Annotated in this window: 18 protein-coding genes; 13 read left to right on the forward strand and 5 right to left on the reverse strand. The window is 51.0% G+C overall.

Going from position 1 to position 18,601, the window contains the following annotated elements:
* The first annotated feature begins 105 nt into the window (after positions 1 to 105).
* Together B157_RS0127110 and B157_RS0127115 are read left to right on the forward strand one after the other, a co-directional pair.
* A complete protein-coding gene (locus B157_RS0127110) occupies positions 106 to 1,941 on the forward strand; it encodes a hypothetical protein (RefSeq protein WP_020606457.1) in 1,836 nt (611 codons plus the stop codon).
* A gap of 107 nt (positions 1,942 to 2,048) precedes the next feature.
* On the forward strand, positions 2,049 to 2,552 hold the full coding sequence (locus B157_RS0127115; protein ID WP_020606458.1) for a methylated-DNA--[protein]-cysteine S-methyltransferase: 504 nt from the start codon (positions 2,049 to 2,051) through the stop codon (positions 2,550 to 2,552).
* 42 nt (positions 2,553 to 2,594) lie between these two features.
* Here the strand turns inward: B157_RS0127115 and B157_RS0127120 are convergent, their stop codons facing one another.
* Positions 2,595 to 3,719 (reverse strand): GHMP family kinase ATP-binding protein, encoded by a 1,125-nt coding sequence (locus tag B157_RS0127120; RefSeq protein ID WP_020606459.1) that lies wholly within the window; start codon positions 3,717 to 3,719, stop codon positions 2,595 to 2,597.
* Positions 3,720 to 4,034: 315 nt separating this feature from the next.
* Here B157_RS0127120 and B157_RS0127125 point away from each other — a divergent pair, with 315 nt between their 5' ends.
* The 4 genes from B157_RS0127125 (at position 4,035) to B157_RS0127140 (ending at position 6,633) form a co-directional block, all read left to right on the forward strand.
* On the forward strand, positions 4,035 to 4,277 hold the full coding sequence (locus B157_RS0127125) for a hypothetical protein (RefSeq protein WP_020606460.1): 243 nt from the start codon (positions 4,035 to 4,037) through the stop codon (positions 4,275 to 4,277).
* 104 nt (positions 4,278 to 4,381) lie between these two features.
* Positions 4,382 to 5,035 (forward strand): glycosyltransferase family 2 protein, encoded by a 654-nt coding sequence (locus B157_RS0127130; protein ID WP_020606461.1) that lies wholly within the window; start codon positions 4,382 to 4,384, stop codon positions 5,033 to 5,035.
* Positions 5,036 to 5,042: 7 nt separating this feature from the next.
* Entirely contained in the window at positions 5,043 to 5,792 is a 750-nt protein-coding gene (locus B157_RS0127135) for a hypothetical protein (protein ID WP_157618606.1), read from the forward strand.
* A 118-nt stretch (positions 5,793 to 5,910) separates the two neighbouring features.
* Positions 5,911 to 6,633, forward strand: coding sequence for a DUF3891 family protein (locus B157_RS0127140; RefSeq protein ID WP_020606463.1), 723 nt, complete (start codon positions 5,911 to 5,913; stop codon positions 6,631 to 6,633).
* Positions 6,634 to 6,927: 294 nt separating this feature from the next.
* Here B157_RS0127140 and B157_RS0127145 read toward each other — a convergent pair whose 3' ends face one another.
* Entirely contained in the window at positions 6,928 to 7,305 is a 378-nt protein-coding gene (locus B157_RS0127145) for a hypothetical protein (protein ID WP_020606464.1), read from the reverse strand.
* A gap of 165 nt (positions 7,306 to 7,470) precedes the next feature.
* Positions 7,471 to 9,534 (reverse strand): methionine--tRNA ligase, encoded by a 2,064-nt coding sequence (metG, locus tag B157_RS0127150; protein ID WP_026308992.1) that lies wholly within the window; start codon positions 9,532 to 9,534, stop codon positions 7,471 to 7,473.
* Between the two features lie 127 nt (positions 9,535 to 9,661).
* Here metG and B157_RS0127155 point away from each other — a divergent pair, with 127 nt between their 5' ends.
* The 5 genes from B157_RS0127155 (at position 9,662) to B157_RS0127175 (ending at position 15,307) form a co-directional block, all read left to right on the forward strand.
* A complete protein-coding gene (locus B157_RS0127155) occupies positions 9,662 to 10,804 on the forward strand; it encodes an AAA family ATPase (protein ID WP_020606466.1) in 1,143 nt (380 codons plus the stop codon).
* Positions 10,779 to 11,285 (forward strand): hypothetical protein, encoded by a 507-nt coding sequence (locus B157_RS0127160; RefSeq protein WP_020606467.1) that lies wholly within the window; start codon positions 10,779 to 10,781, stop codon positions 11,283 to 11,285. Before B157_RS0127155 ends, B157_RS0127160 begins: the two co-directional genes overlap by 26 nt.
* A complete protein-coding gene (locus B157_RS0127165; RefSeq protein ID WP_020606468.1) occupies positions 11,263 to 12,291 on the forward strand; it encodes an NAD-dependent epimerase/dehydratase family protein in 1,029 nt (342 codons plus the stop codon). The genes B157_RS0127160 and B157_RS0127165 overlap by 23 nt, the downstream gene beginning before the upstream one ends.
* 112 nt (positions 12,292 to 12,403) lie before the next feature.
* The gene (locus B157_RS0127170; protein WP_020606469.1) at positions 12,404 to 13,828 is read left to right on the forward strand and encodes a tetratricopeptide repeat protein; all 1,425 of its coding nucleotides are present in this window, start codon (positions 12,404 to 12,406) and stop codon (positions 13,826 to 13,828) included.
* A gap of 228 nt (positions 13,829 to 14,056) precedes the next feature.
* Positions 14,057 to 15,307 carry a BamA/TamA family outer membrane protein gene (locus B157_RS0127175; protein WP_020606470.1) on the forward strand — a complete coding sequence of 417 codons (1,251 nt, stop codon included), beginning with the start codon at positions 14,057 to 14,059 and terminating at the stop codon, positions 15,305 to 15,307.
* Here B157_RS0127175 and B157_RS0127180 read toward each other — a convergent pair.
* Entirely contained in the window at positions 15,304 to 16,194 is an 891-nt protein-coding gene (locus tag B157_RS0127180) for a mechanosensitive ion channel family protein (protein WP_041952295.1), read from the reverse strand. The genes B157_RS0127175 and B157_RS0127180 overlap by 4 nt on opposite strands.
* A gap of 108 nt (positions 16,195 to 16,302) precedes the next feature.
* Between B157_RS0127180 and B157_RS0127185 the strand changes: the two genes are divergently transcribed.
* Positions 16,303 to 17,481: a cysteine desulfurase family protein gene (locus B157_RS0127185; protein ID WP_020606472.1), complete on the forward strand. Its 1,179-nt coding sequence runs from the start codon at positions 16,303 to 16,305 to the stop codon at positions 17,479 to 17,481.
* Positions 17,482 to 17,520: 39 nt separating this feature from the next.
* On the opposite strand, the gene B157_RS0127190 is transcribed toward B157_RS0127185, so the two are convergent.
* Positions 17,521 to 17,874, reverse strand: a complete 354-nt coding sequence (locus tag B157_RS0127190; protein ID WP_020606473.1) for a hypothetical protein — start codon at positions 17,872 to 17,874, stop codon at positions 17,521 to 17,523.
* A 75-nt stretch (positions 17,875 to 17,949) separates the two neighbouring features.
* On the opposite strand from B157_RS0127190, the gene B157_RS0127195 reads away from it, so the two are divergent.
* Positions 17,950 to 18,417 (forward strand): OsmC family protein, encoded by a 468-nt coding sequence (locus B157_RS0127195; RefSeq protein WP_020606474.1) that lies wholly within the window; start codon positions 17,950 to 17,952, stop codon positions 18,415 to 18,417.
* Positions 18,418 to 18,601: the final 184 nt, after the last annotated feature.

An 18,601-nucleotide genomic window follows, 5' to 3' on the forward strand; every position in this document is an offset into this window, starting at 1 on the left:
AGTGAGCCATGAGCGGAAATAGAAGCTGCGAGCAAAACTACAAAATTTGTGTCACCTTATTTTATCAGCATTCCTTATAAGAAAGCCCAACTTGTTTAAATAATTATGGGTGGTAGAAAACAACTAAAATCCCGACGGCAGTTCCTGCGCAAAACCTTGCTGGGTATCACCGGAACGTCAGTTTTGCCGAACTTGGCAATGGCGACTTCCACCGGTACGACCGTCCCCGGCAAGGATAAACATCCAGCGGTTGCTCCCAATCCGGTTGCCGGAACGCACCGCAATCTGTTCAACGGGGATACCTGCGTATATTTTTACAATCCCGAATTGTGGTTGCCCGAGGACTTTACCCTGAAAACGGTGACTAACGCCCGAACGGGTAAACCAAATCCCAAACCCACCCCCGAAGGCGGACCGTTCTCTGCGAAAGCGATTCATCGCTATGTAGCGATGCTGGCCGGGAGTGGCATTGATACGTTTGTTATCAACGCCAACGCGTCCCGGGCCTGGTACCCTAGCCGCACCATGCCGAGCATTCTGGATGGTTACCAGCGGGGCGACCGGGAGTTTTTTCGTGGTCACGCCGTTTGTGTGGGGGCTAAGAAACCGGAAGAAGAAGAAGCGTTTATCGACTCGATTATGCCGTTCATGAACCAGTATCAGGATCTTATTGATGCCGGAGTAGACTGGTTAGCGGAAACGTCCATCGCCTGTCGGGAGCAGAAAATTGCGCCCTGGGTCAGCATTCGCATGAACGATATGCATGGTGCCACCAACGCGGCCGGTAGTTTTTACAACGTACCCCTGCTTAAACAGCCCGGGATGCGACTCAAAAACTATTCGTACGGGCTGTATAACCTGCCCACCCGGCAGGGACTTAACTACGAGAAGCAGGAAGTTCGTGACTTTATGTTCGCCCAGATTCGGGAAGTTGTCGAGGATTACGACTTCGAGGGGCTGGAACTGGACTGGTGGCGGAATCCGCTCTGCTGCGAACCGAATGCGTCGGCCCAGACGCTCGCCATGATGACCGACTGGTTCCGTCAGATTCGTGCCCTGACGGAACGAAAGGCCCAAAAAAAAGGGCGACCGTATCCATTGGGGCTGCACATCCCGGGCCGACTGGGCATCCTGAAAAGTATCGGGCTGGACGTTGCAACACTCTGCCAGGAAGGAATTATCGACTTTATCAGTCCGTCAGGTTTCTGGTGTACGACCTGGGATATGCCCCACGATGCGCTTCGGCAGCAGGTCGGAAACCGGGTTGCTATTTACGGCGTCATTGAAGACGGGGTAAATAACCTGCCGACGATGGACCCGGTACGCAACCAGGCCCTGCCGATGCGCTACCTGTCGGCCAGTCCTGAACTGATGCGGGCCAATGCCGCCGGTAAACTGGCGATGGGAGCCGATGGTATCGAGTGGTTCAATTTCTACAGTACGGATGCCCCCCGCATACCAGGACTGCGGGCCGATTATCCGTCGATGCGTAACATCGATAAACTGGATTTTTTACGGGGTCAGCCCAAACAGTATTCGGTTGGCATTGGCGGGCGGAATAGCAATATGATCCCGTATGATTTGCCGGCTCAACTCCCGGTTTCCCTGGAGTTTAACGCACACCATGCCTTCAACGTCGCGATGTGCGCCGAACCAGCTTCGTCGGGGCTGGAACTAACCATTCAGATTATCACGAACGCAGCCGATGACGTGACCATCTTAGCCGTTTCCTTTAATGGCACCTGGCCTCAGACAAAACGTAACTGCGTCGAAAAACTCCTTTTCCCCTGTGGGCCGCTCACGCAGTTTACCAACCAGCACGTTGGTTATAATTACCAATTTCCCGTAGCATTGATACGTGATGGCTGGAATGAAATCGTGGTAGAAAACGCAGGTAAGCAACCCATCACCGTGGCTTGTATTGAATTGGGAGTAGCCTAGCCGGAATTCTTCTGGCTCCCTAGCGAAACTGCCCGTAATTTGTTCGTCAATCGGTTAACTTGCGGCAACAATATGAACGGTTTAAAGACGAATAGCTGACCAGCAAAATGACAACCACCGTTTTTGATTCACCGCTCGGCCTGGTTCGGATTACGGGAGATGAAGATGGTGTATCGGAGATTTCCTGCACCGACACCCCTACGTACAGCGAGCTACTGGACATGTCGCCCGATAGCCTGCTCGACAAACCGGTGCGACAGGCGGTTGAGCAACTGATGGCGTATTTTGCCGGGACGCGTCAAACGTTCGATTTTAGACTGAATCCCGTAGGCACTACCTTCCAGCAAACGGTATGGCGGGCGTTGCTCGACGTGCCATACGGCACCACCGTATCGTACCTGACTCTATCCCGACAGATTGGCGACGAAAAAGCGATTCGGGCCGTGGCGGCTGCCAATGGCCGTAACCCGCTCTGGATTGTAGTGCCCTGCCACCGCATCATCGGCTCCGACGGGTCATTGACGGGCTATGCCGGTGGACTTTGGCGCAAACAGTGGCTGCTGGAACACGAAGGTGCCTTTGCCCGGTCAACGCAGCTAACGTTGTTTTGACCCCATGGGTTTTGCTCACCATAATAGAAAAAGCCTGCTGAATCATCCATTGACCCCTTCCCGGACCGCGGAAGGGTACGTTTCGGAAGTAGTACCCACATCGACCGAGACGATGTAAGCGCGTCCGCCTTCCCGTTCGATGGCTTCGGCCACCTGTTCGGCTTTTTGGGGGGCATAGGCAAACATGCAGCCCCCTCCGCCCGAACCGTTTATTTTGCCGCCTAAAGCCCCGGCTCCCAGGGCAGCATCCAGCATCCGGTCGATTTTTGGGGTCGAAATGCGTTGGGCATCGCGTAGGTTAGCGTGGTGTTCGGTGAGTAGTCGCCCGAACTGCGCATCATCCAGCAACGAGCCATTGGATGCCCGGAGTAACGTCAGGGCTTCGCGGAGTAAATCCCGGTTGGCCAGCGTTCCTTTCAGCAGGATATAATCATCTTTCGGCAACATATCCCTGTATTCTGAAATCGCGGTGATGGGCGTGGTTTGCAGGGAGAATGCCGGGGTAAGTTCGGTTAACTGTTTGGCAATTCGTAACATACCGTATTTTACCCGGCCCAGGATACCGATGGTGTCCTTAGGCTCCTGCGAATTTCCGAGAACGAACGTGCCGAGGGTAGGGCGGTAGGATTCGAGGTGGATAGCGGGTTGTGATTCCAGGTAGATAACCCCGCCAACGGCGGTTGAATAGTGGTCCATCATGCCACCCGGTTCACCAAACTCCAGCACCTCGGCCCGGTAGGCCAGTTCGGCCAGCTGTGCGGGGGGTAACAGCTGCGGGTTGTCGGCCAATTGGCTTAGTACACTGAGCCAGGTAATCAGCAGGGCCGATGAACTCGACGCGCCCGCATTGATAGGAATGTTTCCCCGTACCTCGCCGTCAATGCCCGTACTGAACCGAAACCCCGTACGGACCAGTACGTTGACCGCGCTGCGGAAGTAATCGCGGTCGTGCTGGTAGGGGAGGGGTAACGCTGTCAGATCAAACTCTTCGGAGTGACCAATATTCGGTAGCTTTACATGAACCCGCTGTCCGGCAGTTCGTTCGGCGGTTAGCTGAATGCGACAGGAGATGGCGGCCGCAATGATGGGTAGTCCCAGGTAATCCTGGTGTTCGCCGAACAGACAGATGCGCCCGGGTGTAGATGCCGTAATAGTAGGGGTAGTCATAGGGGTTGAAATACGCTAAACGTATGACGAACATACGGTTTTTACAACAAAAGGCCGTGTCTCATTAGGTAATCGGGCGGTTTAAGCGCAGAAATGACCGATGAGATACAAGTCGATTCGTTACTACGACAACCCCGGCGTTTTCTGCACGGTGAGTGCTTAGCCTATAGGACTACCACCCGCGCCCGGCTCAGGTTCTGAATCCGGGCATACGGTTTTTTTATCGCCTTTGCGAAATACCACGCAACGCAATACATGCCGGGTTTATCGAACGTATGGACTGTTTTGACAGTGACGGTCCAATCATCTCTACCCGTGGCGGTAAGCTTTCCGGTCATTGGAAACGTACCTGCGCCATCAAAACTCCACAACCTTGCCGGTGTGGGGAGGCACGGCAACCTCGGCTATGAACGTGACTGGTTTGCCAACTTTTACCTCCGCCCGTACTCTACCATTCGCCTTCAGCGTAACTACCGGCTGAATACCTTTGCACCCGGCGGCCGTAGCCGGGCAAATACGCCGGGCTATCCGAACGGAATAGAACAGGGTTCGGTTTAGAGATGGTAGTGGCGTACGGCCATAGATAGCTGGAGAACAATACTTAGCTCATTAATCCTATACCCCAACATTGTACTTACCCATTGGTTAGTAGTCGCTTGATTATGAAAAAGAATGTAACCGTATCGGTACTGATGGCTGTTTATAATACAGATTTTTCGTTGGTAAAACGAGCCATTGACTCAGTACTGAATCAGGACATGGCTGATTTTGAGTTGATTGTCATTGATGACGGCAGCCAAAACGATCCGAAACATCAGTTGCTGGATTATGTTCGGCAACACGAAGACCGGGCCATTTATCTGCGCCATGCCAACTGTGGCCAGTCCAGGTCAATTACGCGTGGGATTCAGAATAGTGCGGGGGAGTTTGTTACTATGCTGGATGCCGATGATGAATACAAACCGTATCATCTGCGGGCCTGCCTGGAACAGATGACCGATACAGATTTGCTGGCTTCGACCACCGAGACGGTTGTGGATACGGATGATGATTATTACGTGCCCGACCGGCATGACCCGTATCAGTTGGTACACGTTGACGACTGTATTCTGTTCGCAACACTCTTTGGGCGAAAAGAGGTGTTCACCAACATGAAATTTCAGGACCGATACGGGGCCGATGCGTATTTTTATGAGCACGTTGCCCAAAACTACCGCGTCAAAAAAGTGAACCTGCGAACGTATATCTACTACCGGAACATAGCAACCAGTATCTGCTCGGTGGTTAAACGAAGGCACACAACGGTGTTCACCTAACGCTACTATGACTCTTTTGCCAAAGCACCTCGTCATGGCCTGTCACATTACCGGCGTTCATGACGTAAACCGGAACCAGATACTGCCCAATGATGCGTATGATATCGTTGCCGACTGGGTAACATCCATCAGGCAGTTGAAACTACGGGGTGTACTGTTTCACAACAATTTTTCGGAAGCCACCTGTGCTGCCCATCAGAACGAACACGTCGAATTCGTTAGAATTACCTACGATTCCCGTTTCAATCCTAATGTGTACCGGTACATGGTCTATCTGGATTTTCTGCAAGCCCGTGCCAGCGAGATTGCGGGCCTGTTCATAACCGATGTATCGGATGTGGTAGCAGTCAACGACCCATTTGTTCAGCCCCTGTTTCAGCGTAATCCTGATGCGTTGTTTTGCGGGGATGAGCCAGCGCGGTTACGCAACGACTGGATGCTGGTGCACGGCCAACACCTGCGTGAACAGATGGCCGAATACGCCAGTTTTGAAACACAATTTGCCGACAGTACACTCCTCAATTGTGGTATTATTGGGGGAAGTACGGCAGTAATGCTGTCGTTTCTTGAACAACTTTGTCTCATTCACCAACGGTACAACACGATCAACGAAACTGGTTACACGGGCGATATGGGTGCATTTAACTACATAGCCCGTACCCGGTTTAACGATCACCTACGGCATGGTGAACCAGTCAACACAGTTTTCAAAGGGTATGAGCACGACCGCACCGACTGCTGGTTTCGGCACAAGTGACTGGTTCGTTAAGTCCAGCTTTTTATTTTTCTGAAACAGAACGTACTACAAAGGGTTTGTTGTGAGACAGGGTGAAAATCGCCTGGTTACTTAACCAATCATTTGATACAGTACGCGTATGATTGTTCATAACACCAGCAAAGGCTGGGAGATTATTCACCAACAGGCACATGGCCTGCTGGCCTTTGAAATTGCCACCCACTGGCAAATTGACCAACGGCCCGCCTACTGGTTTAAAACGCTGTCGGCCCTGCTCGAACATGATGATGGGCAGAAACCGTATAAGGGTAGAAACCACCTCTCCGAAGCAGGTGCACCGGTCCAGTTTGCGCCTTATTCGGTGGAACAGTGCCACCGGATGATTGAAATTGCCCTGCAGAAAAGTCGCTGGAATGCGCTCATGGTATCGCACCACGCCACATTTCTGTATGAGCCAAGACGGGGCGAAGACAAAGCATTGGACGCGTTTCTGGATCAGCAAAAGGATAATCAGAAGCAATGGCGCACCGACTACGGAGCCACCCAGAAAGAGGTAATGTACGCTTACGAATTTTTGCAGTGGTGCGATGCCCTGTCGCTGATTTTGTGCCGCAGTGAACTGCCACCCGAAGGCCGACAGCTCGAAGTCAGCAAAGGTCCCAACGGAAAGCCTTATTTCATCCAGCAACGAACCGAGGATACGTCGCTGTGTGTTAGTCCCTGGCCGTTTGACAGGGACGAATTCAGAGTTAACATTGAGGTCTACCCCGTAAATCAGTTGACGTTTAAGAACGATAATGAGTTGTATAACGCCATCAACGATGCCCAAATCGAACTGCGGGAGTGGGTATTTAAAAAGTGACTACCGACTGCGTCAACTCCAGTTGTGACGTTGGGTTGATGTCGACACCAGGCCCCTTTGCTGAAGCGTTAACTCTCGTCCGCTCCCGGCACCCGTTACGACAACCGTTCTGTTGGCTATCTGCATATTTTTTTGATTTTAAACCTATTGAAAAGGCAGCAAGCGTCCGCTTTCCGTCTGCCAGAGGCAGGGGCGCGCAACGCAGCAGGGAATGAGGGGAACTTGGGCAGGAAGGCGGTTTTTATGCCCCCCTCCTGCGTTGAAAGCTAACAGTAACGAACAGGCTGTTACTGACTATTTTACCCGTTTGGCAACTGCGTCGAAGTTGTACACTTCGCCTTTGAGGGTATCCGCATCGACCTTCGCCAGGTTAAGGGCTAAGCCAGCCGCCTGCGGGGAGTCAAAATGGATAACCAGTTTATCGCCGTCCTCATCTATCTTGTCGATGGCCATTTTCGGCTTGGTCGCATCGACTGCATCGGTCAGTTCGCCGGTGAGCTTGCCATCTTTTCGGACCAGATCGGTTAGCAGCTTAACATCGCCACTGGGGGTTCCGGCAATCGAAATTTCCCATTTCCCGGCATAAAAGTCGGTGGGTGCAGCCGTCTGAGCAAATCCATTGACCACAAGACCCAGAAATAGAACGAAGAGAAGCATACCTGTTTTTTTCATTGTTGTACGTGATTAAGTATGAAATTTTATTGGTTTGACGAGTAGTTCACCGACTCAAAGCTGGTCAGGCGAATTAACCCGATAAAGGTAACAATGCATTTATATTGTCTGGTTTTCAGACAATATAAACGTTGCTAATCTATATGTTGCCGCATGACCAGATTTCTAGGAGACTGTACCGCCATTCCACACAGCGTCGGGTGGGGCAATGAGGGCGAGTTTCCCATCGCGGTCCTCGGCCATCAGGATCATCCCCTGCGACTCATGGCCCATCATTTTGCGGGGAGCAAGGTTAGCCAGAAACGTTACCTGTTTACCAATGACTTCCTCCGGCGTGAAGTGTTTGGCAATACCGCTCAGAATCTGCCGCCCGCCCATGCCATCGTCTACTTTCAGCTTCAGCAGTTTATCGCTTTTGGGTACGCGTTCGGCTTCGGTGATGGTTCCGATACGAATATCCATTTTGGCAAAGTCATCATAAGTGATCTCATCCCGAACGGCCGGGACAGATTTAATCTCTAGTTCATTCATGCGTTTGGCGTCCAGTAATTTCTGAATTTGTTTATTGATTTCGTCGTCTTCCAGTTTGGCAAAGAGCAGGTCGGCAGGCCCGGCAGGTGCCTTGCCAAGGACGTGGCCTTCGGTCAGCAGGTCGGCGCGTCCAGCGTTTGTCCAGTTAAAATCTTCCGTGATGTTAAGCTGGGTGCGTAGCTTTTCCGCCGTAAACGGCAGAAACGGTTCGCAGACGATGCTCAGGTTAGCCGAAATTTGCAGCGCTATGTTCAGGATAGTATTCGCCCGGAGCGGATCTGTTTTGATGGCTTTCCATGGTTCGGTTTCGGCCAGATATTTATTGCCCAGTCGCGCCAAATCGATCAGATAGCCCAGTGCCTCCCGGAACCGGTACTGTCCGATAGATTGCCCGATGCGGTCGGGGAACAGGGCCAGTTCATCCAGTACCTGCTGGTCATAGTCGGTTAGGCCGCAGATGGGCGGAACGTGGCCGTCCGTCATTTTGTGGGTCAGCACTACGGCCCGGTTTACGAAATTGCCGAAAATGCCGACCAGTTCGGCGTTGTTCCGGGTCTGGAAATCTTTCCAGGTAAACTCGCTGTCTTTGGTTTCGGGCGCGTTGGCCGCCAGCACATACCGCAGTACATCCTGCTTATCGGGCATTTCCTCCAGGTACTCGTGCAGCCAGACCGCCCAGTTGCGCGAGGTACTTATTTTGTCACCCTCCAGGTTCATGAACTCATTGGCGGGCACATTATCGGCCAGGATAAAGCTACCTTCGGCCATCAGCATGGCCGGGAAGATGATGCAATGAAAAACGATGTTGTCCTTGCCGATAAAATGAACCAGTTTGGTGTGTTGGTCGCGCCAGTACAGCTCCCAGTCGCGGCCCTGCTCGGCGGCCCACTCTTTGGTCATGGAAATATAGCCGATGGGGGCATCGAACCAGACGTAGAGCACTTTGCCGTCGGCATTGGGCAACGGTACGTTGATACCCCAGTCAAGGTCGCGGGTCATGGCGCGGGGGCGCAGGCCCTCTTTCAGCCACGACTGGCACTGACCAGCCACGTTGGTTTTCCACTCTGGATGGCTGTTGACGTATTTTTCAATGTCGGGCTGCATCCGGTCGAGGGGCAGAAACCAGTTTTTGGTCGAGCGCATCACGGGTTTCGAGCCGGACAGTGTGGAGTGCGGTTCAAGCAGTTCCGTGGGACTAAGGGCTGTGCCGCAGCGTTCGCACTGGTCGCCATACGCGTTCGGGTTGCCGCAGACGGGGCAGGTGCCCACAATGTAGCGGTCGGCCAGAAACTGCCCGGCCACCTCGTCATAGTACTGTTCGGTCACTTCCTCATCGAAATCACCTTTTTCGTAGAGTTTTAGAAAGAACTCCTGCGAGGTTTCGTGGTGAACCGGGCTGGATGTCCGCGAATAAACATCGAACGAGATGCCGAACCGGCTAAACGACTCTTTTATCTGCCCGTAGTATTTATCGACAACCTCCTGCGGAGTTATGCCTTCTTTTTTAGCTTTAATGGTAATGGGTACGCCATGCTCATCGGTGCCACTGATAAAAGCAACATCCTTACCCGTTGAGCGAAGGTAGCGTACGTAAATGTCGGCGGGCAGGTAGCATCCGGCTAGGTGCCCGATGTGAATGGGGCCATTGGCGTAGATAAGAGCCGCCGTAACGGTATAGCGTTGGGGATTTTCCAGCATCGGTTTGATGTTCATAGGTGAGGCCAGGCGTTAAGTGAGTTGGTAACGCCTGTCTCAAATTTGGGCAAAATTAGCAATTCAGGCCCGAACCTTGTTATGTTTACACAAAGAGAACCGCCGGGCCGCTATGGAGAACAACGCACCGAATACGAATAATTTCCTGAACTGGGTTGATATTAAAAACTTCAAGTCTATCAAAGACCTGCACCTCGACTGCAAACGGGTAAACGTCTTCATCGGCAAGCCAAACGTCGGAAAATCGAATATTCTGGAAGGGTTGGGGTTGTTGGGGGTTGATTATAAGGGTAGAAACTTCTTCAATGATTTTATTAGATATAAGGAGATAAGGGAATTGTTTTACGACAGTAATACTGCGTTTGACATTCAGATCAATACGGATAATAACTTATTATTGATTCGTAGCCGAGATATTGCTAATCATACAAGATTTGATTGCTTAAGCGGCCCCCAAAGTTTTGTCAGCACTCTCGAAAATGAGATAAAGACAGTCTATGATTTTTCGAATTTTGATCAAATACAAGAAAAGATTGCTCCCCTGTTTGGAGGTAAGCCATCCGGAAAAAATATCGCCTATTCTTATTCAATTGTTGATTCAATAGGAAAACAACTGTGGGGCATTTTTAGTCCAAACGAGATTAAAACTAAGAAATATGATTATTCCGAAGGTGAATATAATTCTTTGTACTTCAATGGCTATTTGATGCCACCAACCGGTAGCAATTTGTTTTACATGGTTGAGCAGAACCGTGAGTTAAGAAAGGAGATAGGGTCTTTATTTGAAGCACATGGTCTAGACTTTGTTATATCAACTCAAAAGAAAGAGTTTGAAATTCAGAGACGGGATGATGGATATGTATTTAACTATCCGTATTACACTATCGCCGACACCTTCCGGCGGTTCATATTCTACATCACGGCCATCGAGTCCAATAAAAACTCCGTCATTATTTTTGAAGAACCGGAAGTGCATTCCTTTCCGCCCTATACGCAGGATGTGGCTTATCGAATGATTTACAGCGAAGAGAACCAATTCTTTGTGTCAACCCACAGTCCCTATCTGCTACAGACGCTAGTGTCTAACCTGCCCGACGACCAACTGAATGTATTTGTCACGTACTATGAGAACTACGAGACCAAAGCAAAAGCGTTGACGCCCGAAGAACTCAGTTTTGTGCAGGAATACAGTACCGATGTATTTTTTAACCTTGACCGCTTTGTTCCTAATGCCCAATCTGCAAATCCTGCCTGAGTGTTACGCAGATACGGCTTTAGTGTCACAGTTTGTTAAAGACCGCCAGCGTGTTGTTCATATTTTTGGTATTCCCAACGTAGCAAAAGAAATGCAACAGGCAGCTACTCGTGATGATAAAAGCATACGAATTGGCTTCGTTGACAATGATAAACGAGTACCACCTTATCTGCTTACGTTCAACACTGTTTTTGAGCAGGACAAAGTTTTACTGAAGCGAAACGAGCAGACCAATCAGCATCTGATAGTGATTGATAAAGCCATCGAGTCGTTTCTACTTTGGAATACCAGACAGGTTGAATTGAACGTGGCGGATTATGGTTTCATACACGACGTTAAAGCGTTTGGCAAAGCGTTGAAAACGTCATCTATCGGCAGTAGTGCCAACTACCTCCGCTTACTCACCGACCTGCACATGCGCCGGGCACCCGGCTTCCTCACGCTCGAACGTATTTTGAATGACCTTATCACAATCAACTAAATCTGTATTTATTACCGGAGCCACCGGGTTCATCGGCTCCCATATTGCCCGGTGGTATCTGGCCGAAGGGTACACGGTTTCGGCTTTGTACCGGCCAGCCAGTGGCTATGGGCTATTGGCCGATGTAGCTGAACGTATCAACTGGCAGGAGGGCGATGTATTGGATATTCCATCGCTGGAAATCGCTATTACGCCAAACACCGACGTTATCCATGCGGCTGCGGTGGTCTCTTTCTTCCCCAAAGACCGCAACCGGATGGAGCGTATCAATGTGGAAGGGACAGCGAACGTGGTGAATGTGTGTTTGAAGGCTGGCGTTCGAAAACTGGGTTACGTTAGCTCGGTAGCGGCCATTGGTAGACCAGTTGATAAGACAGGAAAGCCGGATAAGCCCATGGTGCTCGATGAGGAGCAGAAGTGGGAAGAGTCCCCTAATAATTCGGGGTATGCCATCACCAAATACCAGGCTGAGCTGGAGGTATGGCGGGGCGTGACCGAAGGACTGAATGCCGTAATGATCAGTCCGTCGGTGGTGCTGGGCGTTGGCGACTGGAGTCGCAGCAGCCTGCAACTCATCAAATACGTCTACGATGAAAAACCGTTTTATCCGGCTGGTCTGGTCAATTACGTTGATGTGCTGGATGTAGCGGATGTATTGGCCCGGTTAATGCAGTCCGACATAACGGCTGAGCGTTACATCCTGAATGGGGGCACCATTCCCTACCGGTCTTTGTTAGAACAGATAGCCGGTGCCCTAAAAAAACGACCACCCGGCATACGGGTTGCTCCGGCATTAACGCGGCTTCTATGGCCATTTGAAGCCATTCGGGCGTGGGTGACGGGGAAGAATCCGCTGATTACGCGGGAAACTGCCCGGTCGTCGGGCGCGCTGTATGCGTATGATGGGCACAGGATAGAGCAGGTGCTTGATTTTCAGTACCGGCCACTAAGCGACACCCTGGGGCGGGTGTCGGATGCCTTTGGCAGGGGGAAACCGGGTTCGTAAATTTTCGGGCATTCGGTTGGAGGTTTGATTTTTTGAGTATATATTGAATGGCCAAAGGATAAATCGCGCCATTGGCGCGGCCCCTATCCGCCAAAACTTTTAAGGCAATAGCATGGAGCAAGAGTTCGAAGAACGAGAAGGCGATATCAAGGAAGCAATCCGGCGTTTTGAGCAAATGCTGGACCAACAGCAAAGCCAGTTTTTCGACCTGGATGTCTACGAGCAAATGGTTGAGCATTACCTCAACCAGGGCAACCTAGACAAGGCATTTAAAGCCGCCGAATCCGGTCTGGAAAACTTTCCTTATGCGTTGGAGTTGATGCTCGATAAGGCCCAGATTCTGGCTAATTTTCAACGATTCGACGAATCGCTGGATTTGCTGGAACGGGCTTCATTGTTTAATCCTGGTGACCTCGACGTGCCGTTCATGCAAGGCTCTGTGCTGAACATGGCCGGGCGATATGAGGAATCCATTCAGGTGCTGGAAGAACTGCTCGACCGGGCTGAAGACAAGGACGATATCCTGTTTCAGTTGGGTCAGAGCTACCAGAACTGGGGGAAATTCGATGAAGCCATCACGCAATACAAGAAGTCTATTGCGCTGAACATTAACAATGAAAATGCCCTGTATGAACTGGCTTTCTGCCTGGATATCACGGGTGAACTGGAAAACAGTCTGTCGTATTATCAGCAGTTGATTGACGCAGACCCGTATTCGTACAATGCCTGGTATAATATCGGTATTGCGTACAGCAAACTGGCGCGTTTTACCGAAGCGGCCGAGGCCTACGATTACGCGGTTATTATCAAGTCTGATTTTGCATCGGCGCACTTCAATCTGGGCAATACCTACATGAATCTGGGTTTGTTCGAGAAGGCTGAAGTCTGCTACCGGGAAACCCTGAAATACGAAGAAGCTACCGCCGATACGTATTGTCATCTGGGTGCCAGTCTGGAAAAACAGGACCGCGTTCCCGAAGCGATCAAGGAGTACCGTGAAGCGATTAAACTGGATCCCATGTGGGATGAAGCCTGGTACGGACTGGGTGTTTGTCTGAGCGAATCGGGGGAGTGGTATCAGGCCCTGCCTTTTCTGCAAAAAGCCGTAAAGCTGAACGACCAGAATGGCGAATATTACATTGCCATTGCCGAAACGGAGTACAAGATTGGGAACGTATTATCGAGCGTAGAGGCTTTCGAGAAAGCCGCCGAAGTGGACGCCGAAAACCCCGATGTGTACCTGACATGGTCATTGGTACCGTTTGATCAGGGCGATTTCCTGCGTGCCAACGATATCATTCAGGCGGGTATAAACGATATGCCTGCCGATGCCGATTTGTATTATCGCTCGGCGGTTTATCTGATTCATGCCGGTCATTACCGCGAGGCACTCATTCAGCTGGAAGCCGCTCTTTCGCTGGATTACGACGCACACGTTCAACTGTTTGAGTTCTTCCCGGAGCTGGAAAAGCAGAAGGCGCTGTACAAAATCATTCAGCAGTACAAGAAGGAAGAAACCGAAGGCGAGGAAGAATAAACGCATGCGTTTTCCCCGAATAAAGACCACCCATTTGGCCCGGCCGGATGGGTGGTCTTTGTTAAAGGGGGTTACCCGTACTAATCGTGATGGGGCTTTTTTGTCGGCGAAGTTGGGGCACACCGGTTGGGCATTCCCGTTGATTGAACGGAACAGCGTAAGAATGGGTTAGTCAGCAAATAAATCGGGGTGGTACATACTTATTACGCTACAAGGTCAAATGCCAACATGAACCCGTCGGGTCTTTCCTGCTTCCTGTTTTTGGGCTTCATCGGCACGCTGCTGGTTGTGCTTATCTCGCACAGCAGCTATGGTCAGCAACCTGACCCGGCCCGCATACCTGACCCAAAAACGGTTGTTCTGCAAACGGATACATCCGCGGATGTATGGGATGTTTATTACCGGTTTATCAACAGAAAAGGGTACCGTCGGGTAGAAAGTCAGGAGGCCGGATTCCAGCCTTTTGTGTACCCGGAAGTGGCCTATTCGCTGCAAACGGGCTTCGCCGTCGGTATAAATGCTAACCTGTCCTTTACGAGTAAAAACCCGGAACAGACTATTTCGACCATTGTCTCGACGCCCCAGTACACCCAGTATAAGCAGGTTATCATTCCGGTTGTGGCCAATATCTGGACTAAAGGGAATCGCTACAACATTCTGGGCGACTGGCGTTACTTCGATTACTCGGCGGATAATTATGGACTTGGCGGAAACTCCCGTTCCGATATAGACGACCGGCTGACGTATTCCTTTCTGCGATTGTACCAGTCCGTTTTGCGGCAGGTGACCCCCAACTTTTCGGCCGGTCTTGGGTACGCACTCGATTACCACTGGAACATTCAGGAAGTGAATGCGACGCCCCTGCTCAATGACGATTTTCATCAGTACAGCTCAGGAACCCGGTCGGTATCATCGGGGCCAACGGTCAGTCTTCAATTTAGCAACCGGCGCAATCCCAACAACCCACAAAGCGGATTTTACGGTAATGTGATGCTGCGGCCTAACCTGAGCTGGCTGGGCAGCGACCAGAACTGGCAGTCTGTTATCGCCGATATTCGCAAATACATCCCTCTATCGTCCGATTCCCGGCATATTCTGGCTTTCTGGAACCTGACCTGGCTGAGTTTCGGTAATCAGGCCCCGTATCTGGATTTGCCCAGCACGGGTTGGGATACCTATGCCAATATGGGCCGGGGTTACACGCAGGGTCGATTCCGGGGTAGGAACCTGGTGTACCTGGAGACAGAATACCGGGCTGCACTCCTCCCAAATGGTTTACTGGGCGCGGTTGTATTTGCCAATATGCAAACCTACAGCGATTACCCAAATGCCAGCCAGTTTGGCCGGCTGCTGCCCGGTGGTGGTGTTGGGCTGCGTATCAAAGTAAACAAACAATCAAACCTAAACCTGGCCATCGACTATGGCATTGGTATCGGCGGGTCGAAAGGGCTGTTTATCAATCTAGGCGAGGTTTTCTAGGCCACTGTTTTGTCTGGTTGATTTGTTTGTTGCTGGTCGGTCATTTTCTGTTTCAGGTCGAAGGTATAAGGTGGAAACATGAACAGAATGTGATTTTGCTCGAAAGTGCGTTTCAGGGCTATCATGGCTTCACTTTGTGCGAATAAGGCGTTGGTAGTGGCCGGATTAATCCAGAACCAGAGGATAAACTGGACGCTGTTATCCCCAAAATTCCGGTAGTGCAGGTCGACCGATTTGTTCGGCACCAGAAACGGCAGGCTGGAAATAGTGGCTTTGGCTACCCGCTGAACCGTTGCCAGATTATCCAGATACGACACCCCGGCAGTAATTTCGATGCGTCGCTGCCCCATCCGGGAGTAGTTGGTGATGGGTTTCTGAAATACATCTTTACTCGGGATTTCTACTGTTTGCCCTTTTCCATTATCAATCACGATGGAGCGCAGCTTGATGTCCAGCACGTTGCCCATAAACCCGTTTGTTTCGACCAGGTCGCCCACCTGAACCGGGCGGGCCAGTGCAATCATCGTTCCCGAAATAAAGTTGGCTGTCAGGTCCTGAAAAGCAAATCCAACGGCCAGCGCAATAACCCCGGCACCCGCCAGCAAGGAGGTAAGCGCTTTATCCAGCCCCAGTACACCCAACGCCACAAATAACCCCACGGCTATAATCAGGACGCGGATGAGTGCCCCCGACAAGTTTATCAGTGAGGCATTGTGACTGAACCGGTCAAATCCGCGCACGACCTGACGACTAACCAGGCGGGCCAGAAACGTAAAGACGACCAGAACCAGAATGGCGACGGCCAGATTGGGTAAGTAACGGACGGCGGTACGAATCCAGGTAGTGAGTTCGGCATAGATAAGGCCGGTAGCTTGCGTGAAATTCATTCTGGCAGGTGAAATAGCGATTGTGAATAGAACGATACCAACCTGATTGTGTTTCATCAATAAGCCGATTGGCTGTACCTTTGCACGCTATACAAACTCGATTAATCGATGACACCTCCTGCTGCCGTTTATCTTGATAACGCTGCCACTACCCAGCTTGACCCCCAGGTGCTGGAAGCCATGATGCCGCTCATGACGGCACAGTTTGGGAATCCATCCTCCATTCATAGCCACGGTCGGGCGGTGCGGACGGCCATCGAGAAAGCGCGTAAAGCAGTAGCGTCGTTACTGAACACATCCCCCGCCGAAATTTTCTTTACCTCGGGAGGGACCGAAGCGGATAACACGGCCATCCAGTGCAGTATCGAAACCTATGGACTGACGCACGCTATTTCCTCACCGCTGGAGCACCATGCCGTTCTGCATATGCTGCAGCATCTGGAAAAGCAGGGGAAAATTCAATTGAGTCTGGTCGACATAGACGAAAAAGGTCATATAAACCTGGCTCACCTTGAAGAACTGTTAGCGCAAAATAAACGGGTAGGTGCATCCCGCTCGCTGGTGTCGCTGATGCATGGCAATAACGAAATTGGGAATCTGCTGAATTTGAATCGGGTAGGGGAACTGTGCCGGTCATACGACGCTATCTTTCACTCCGACACGGTGCAGACGATGGGACACTTTCGGCACGACTTGCAGAAACTGCCGGTAGATTTCATGGTGGGAGCGGGCCACAAATTTCACGGTCCCAAAGGTGTCGGTTTTCTGTACGTCAACGCCAGTCAGGTGAAAATTCATCCGTACATCTACGGTGGTTCGCAGGAACGGAATATGCGGGGAGGCACCGAAAATGTGTACGGTATCGTTGGTCTGGCGAAGGCACTCGAAATCGCTTACCGCGACATGGAAGAACACCAACAGCACATTACGACGCTGAAACGCCGGATGATTGAGCGGCTGGTCGAAAAGATGCCGGAGGTACGATTCAATGGGGATTCCGCCGATGTCGATAATAGTTTATACACCGTGTTGAACGTAAGCCTGCCCGCGTCGGATATCAGCGATATGCTGCTGTTTAGCCTGGATATTGCCAAAATTTCGGCGTCGGGCGGGTCGGCCTGTTCGAGTGGGTCCGATGTGGGTTCGCACGTACTGGCCGCGCTGCCCGGTCTGGACGCTACTCGTGGCTATGTTCGATTCTCGTTTGGTAAGTACAATACGACCGAAGAAATTGACTACGCAGTCGATACGCTGGTGGGATTATACCAGAAAGAACTGGTGAAGTAGGGGCCTGATTTTCGACGAAAATCCCGATTTGTCGTCCCGTTAAAACAGGCCCTGACCCAGGAGGTACTCCAGCGAAACGGGCTTGTTGTTCAGGATGAAGAAGTAGACCAAACCGGCCAGCACGACGTAGCTGATAGCCAGCCATTTTTTCTTCTGGGCAAATTCAGTCGGGTTATGATAGTAGTCGTAAATCATGGAAGTCGATAGCGCCATCACCATCAGAAAGAACGAGAACACCCCGAAATCTGTTCGGTAAATGCGTACCGATTGCATAAAACGGGCACCCGAAACGATATAAAGTAACCAGGCCCCAAAGCCAGCCCGGTACAGATAAACGCTGAGCCGCCGGTCGTTTTTGAGGTCGAAGATATCGTCGGTGAATTTTTCAGACATGGCTTGTATACGATTGGGCAGATACACTGCCTGAGTGAAAATTAGCGATTCTTTTCTATAAACGCAAAAAAGACAATGATTGATTCACAACCAGTTGAAACAGTTCAGGAATATAAAACGATGCAGGTTGAGCTTGCCCGCGTCGATGATGCGTTCCATTTTGAAGCAGTGGGCATGTCGGGTGTGACGCAGCATATCGATGCGGCTACCGATATTGGTGGGCATAATGCCGGAGCAAGACCCATGGAACTATTACTGATGGGACTGGCTGGCTGTTCGGCTATCGACATCGTTTTGATTCTGAAAAAACAAAAGCAGGTAGTCGATGATTTTCGGATGAAAGTAGATGGCCTGCGGGAGAAGGATGCTATGCCGTCGCCCTTCAAAAAAATTCATATTACGTACCTGTTGACAGGGCAACTGGACCCGGAAAAAGTAAAACGGGCCATTGATCTGTCGATGGATAAATATTGCTCGGCAACGGCTCAGTTCCGCCCATCAGCCGATATTACGTATTCGTTTGAGATTAATGCAACTAGTTGACCTCCTTGTTTTACCGCGGAGAACGCCGAGTTTAAACGCAAAGGTCGCCAGGGGTAACTCCTTTCGCGACCTTTGCGTAAAATCTTTGCGTGCTTCGCGGTAGAAGTCAGGTGAAACCCATGATAAAGAAAGGTATGAACAGCGTCAATGGCAGCGCTTGCTGGTAAATTCCTGTCGTTTTACA

The sequence above is a fragment of the Spirosoma spitsbergense DSM 19989 genome, from assembly GCF_000374085.1.
Taxonomy (GTDB): Bacteria; Bacteroidota; Bacteroidia; order Cytophagales; family Spirosomataceae; genus Spirosoma; species Spirosoma spitsbergense.

Excerpts from the sequence above, each read along its gene's own strand:
- B157_RS0127110 (WP_020606457.1), top strand. The coding sequence starts at position 106 with ATGGGTGGTAGAAAACAACTAAAATCCCGACGGCAGTTCCTGCGCAAA.
- B157_RS0127115 (WP_020606458.1), top strand. The coding sequence starts at position 2,049 with ATGACAACCACCGTTTTTGATTCACCGCTCGGCCTGGTTCGGATTACG.
- B157_RS0127120 (WP_020606459.1), bottom strand. The coding sequence starts at position 3,719 with ATGACTACCCCTACTATTACGGCATCTACACCCGGGCGCATCTGTCTG.
- B157_RS0127130 (WP_020606461.1), top strand. The coding sequence starts at position 4,382 with ATGAAAAAGAATGTAACCGTATCGGTACTGATGGCTGTTTATAATACA.
- B157_RS0127135 (WP_157618606.1), top strand. The coding sequence starts at position 5,043 with ATGACTCTTTTGCCAAAGCACCTCGTCATGGCCTGTCACATTACCGGC.
- B157_RS0127140 (WP_020606463.1), top strand. The coding sequence starts at position 5,911 with ATGATTGTTCATAACACCAGCAAAGGCTGGGAGATTATTCACCAACAG.
- B157_RS0127145 (WP_020606464.1), bottom strand. The coding sequence starts at position 7,305 with ATGAAAAAAACAGGTATGCTTCTCTTCGTTCTATTTCTGGGTCTTGTG.
- metG (WP_026308992.1), bottom strand. The coding sequence starts at position 9,534 with ATGCTGGAAAATCCCCAACGCTATACCGTTACGGCGGCTCTTATCTAC.
- B157_RS0127155 (WP_020606466.1), top strand. The coding sequence starts at position 9,662 with ATGGAGAACAACGCACCGAATACGAATAATTTCCTGAACTGGGTTGAT.
- B157_RS0127160 (WP_020606467.1), top strand. The coding sequence starts at position 10,779 with ATGCCCAATCTGCAAATCCTGCCTGAGTGTTACGCAGATACGGCTTTA.
- B157_RS0127165 (WP_020606468.1), top strand. The coding sequence starts at position 11,263 with ATGACCTTATCACAATCAACTAAATCTGTATTTATTACCGGAGCCACC.
- B157_RS0127170 (WP_020606469.1), top strand. The coding sequence starts at position 12,404 with ATGGAGCAAGAGTTCGAAGAACGAGAAGGCGATATCAAGGAAGCAATC.
- B157_RS0127175 (WP_020606470.1), top strand. The coding sequence starts at position 14,057 with ATGAACCCGTCGGGTCTTTCCTGCTTCCTGTTTTTGGGCTTCATCGGC.
- B157_RS0127180 (WP_041952295.1), bottom strand. The coding sequence starts at position 16,194 with ATGAATTTCACGCAAGCTACCGGCCTTATCTATGCCGAACTCACTACC.
- B157_RS0127185 (WP_020606472.1), top strand. The coding sequence starts at position 16,303 with ATGACACCTCCTGCTGCCGTTTATCTTGATAACGCTGCCACTACCCAG.
- B157_RS0127190 (WP_020606473.1), bottom strand. The coding sequence starts at position 17,874 with ATGTCTGAAAAATTCACCGACGATATCTTCGACCTCAAAAACGACCGG.
- B157_RS0127195 (WP_020606474.1), top strand. The coding sequence starts at position 17,950 with ATGATTGATTCACAACCAGTTGAAACAGTTCAGGAATATAAAACGATG.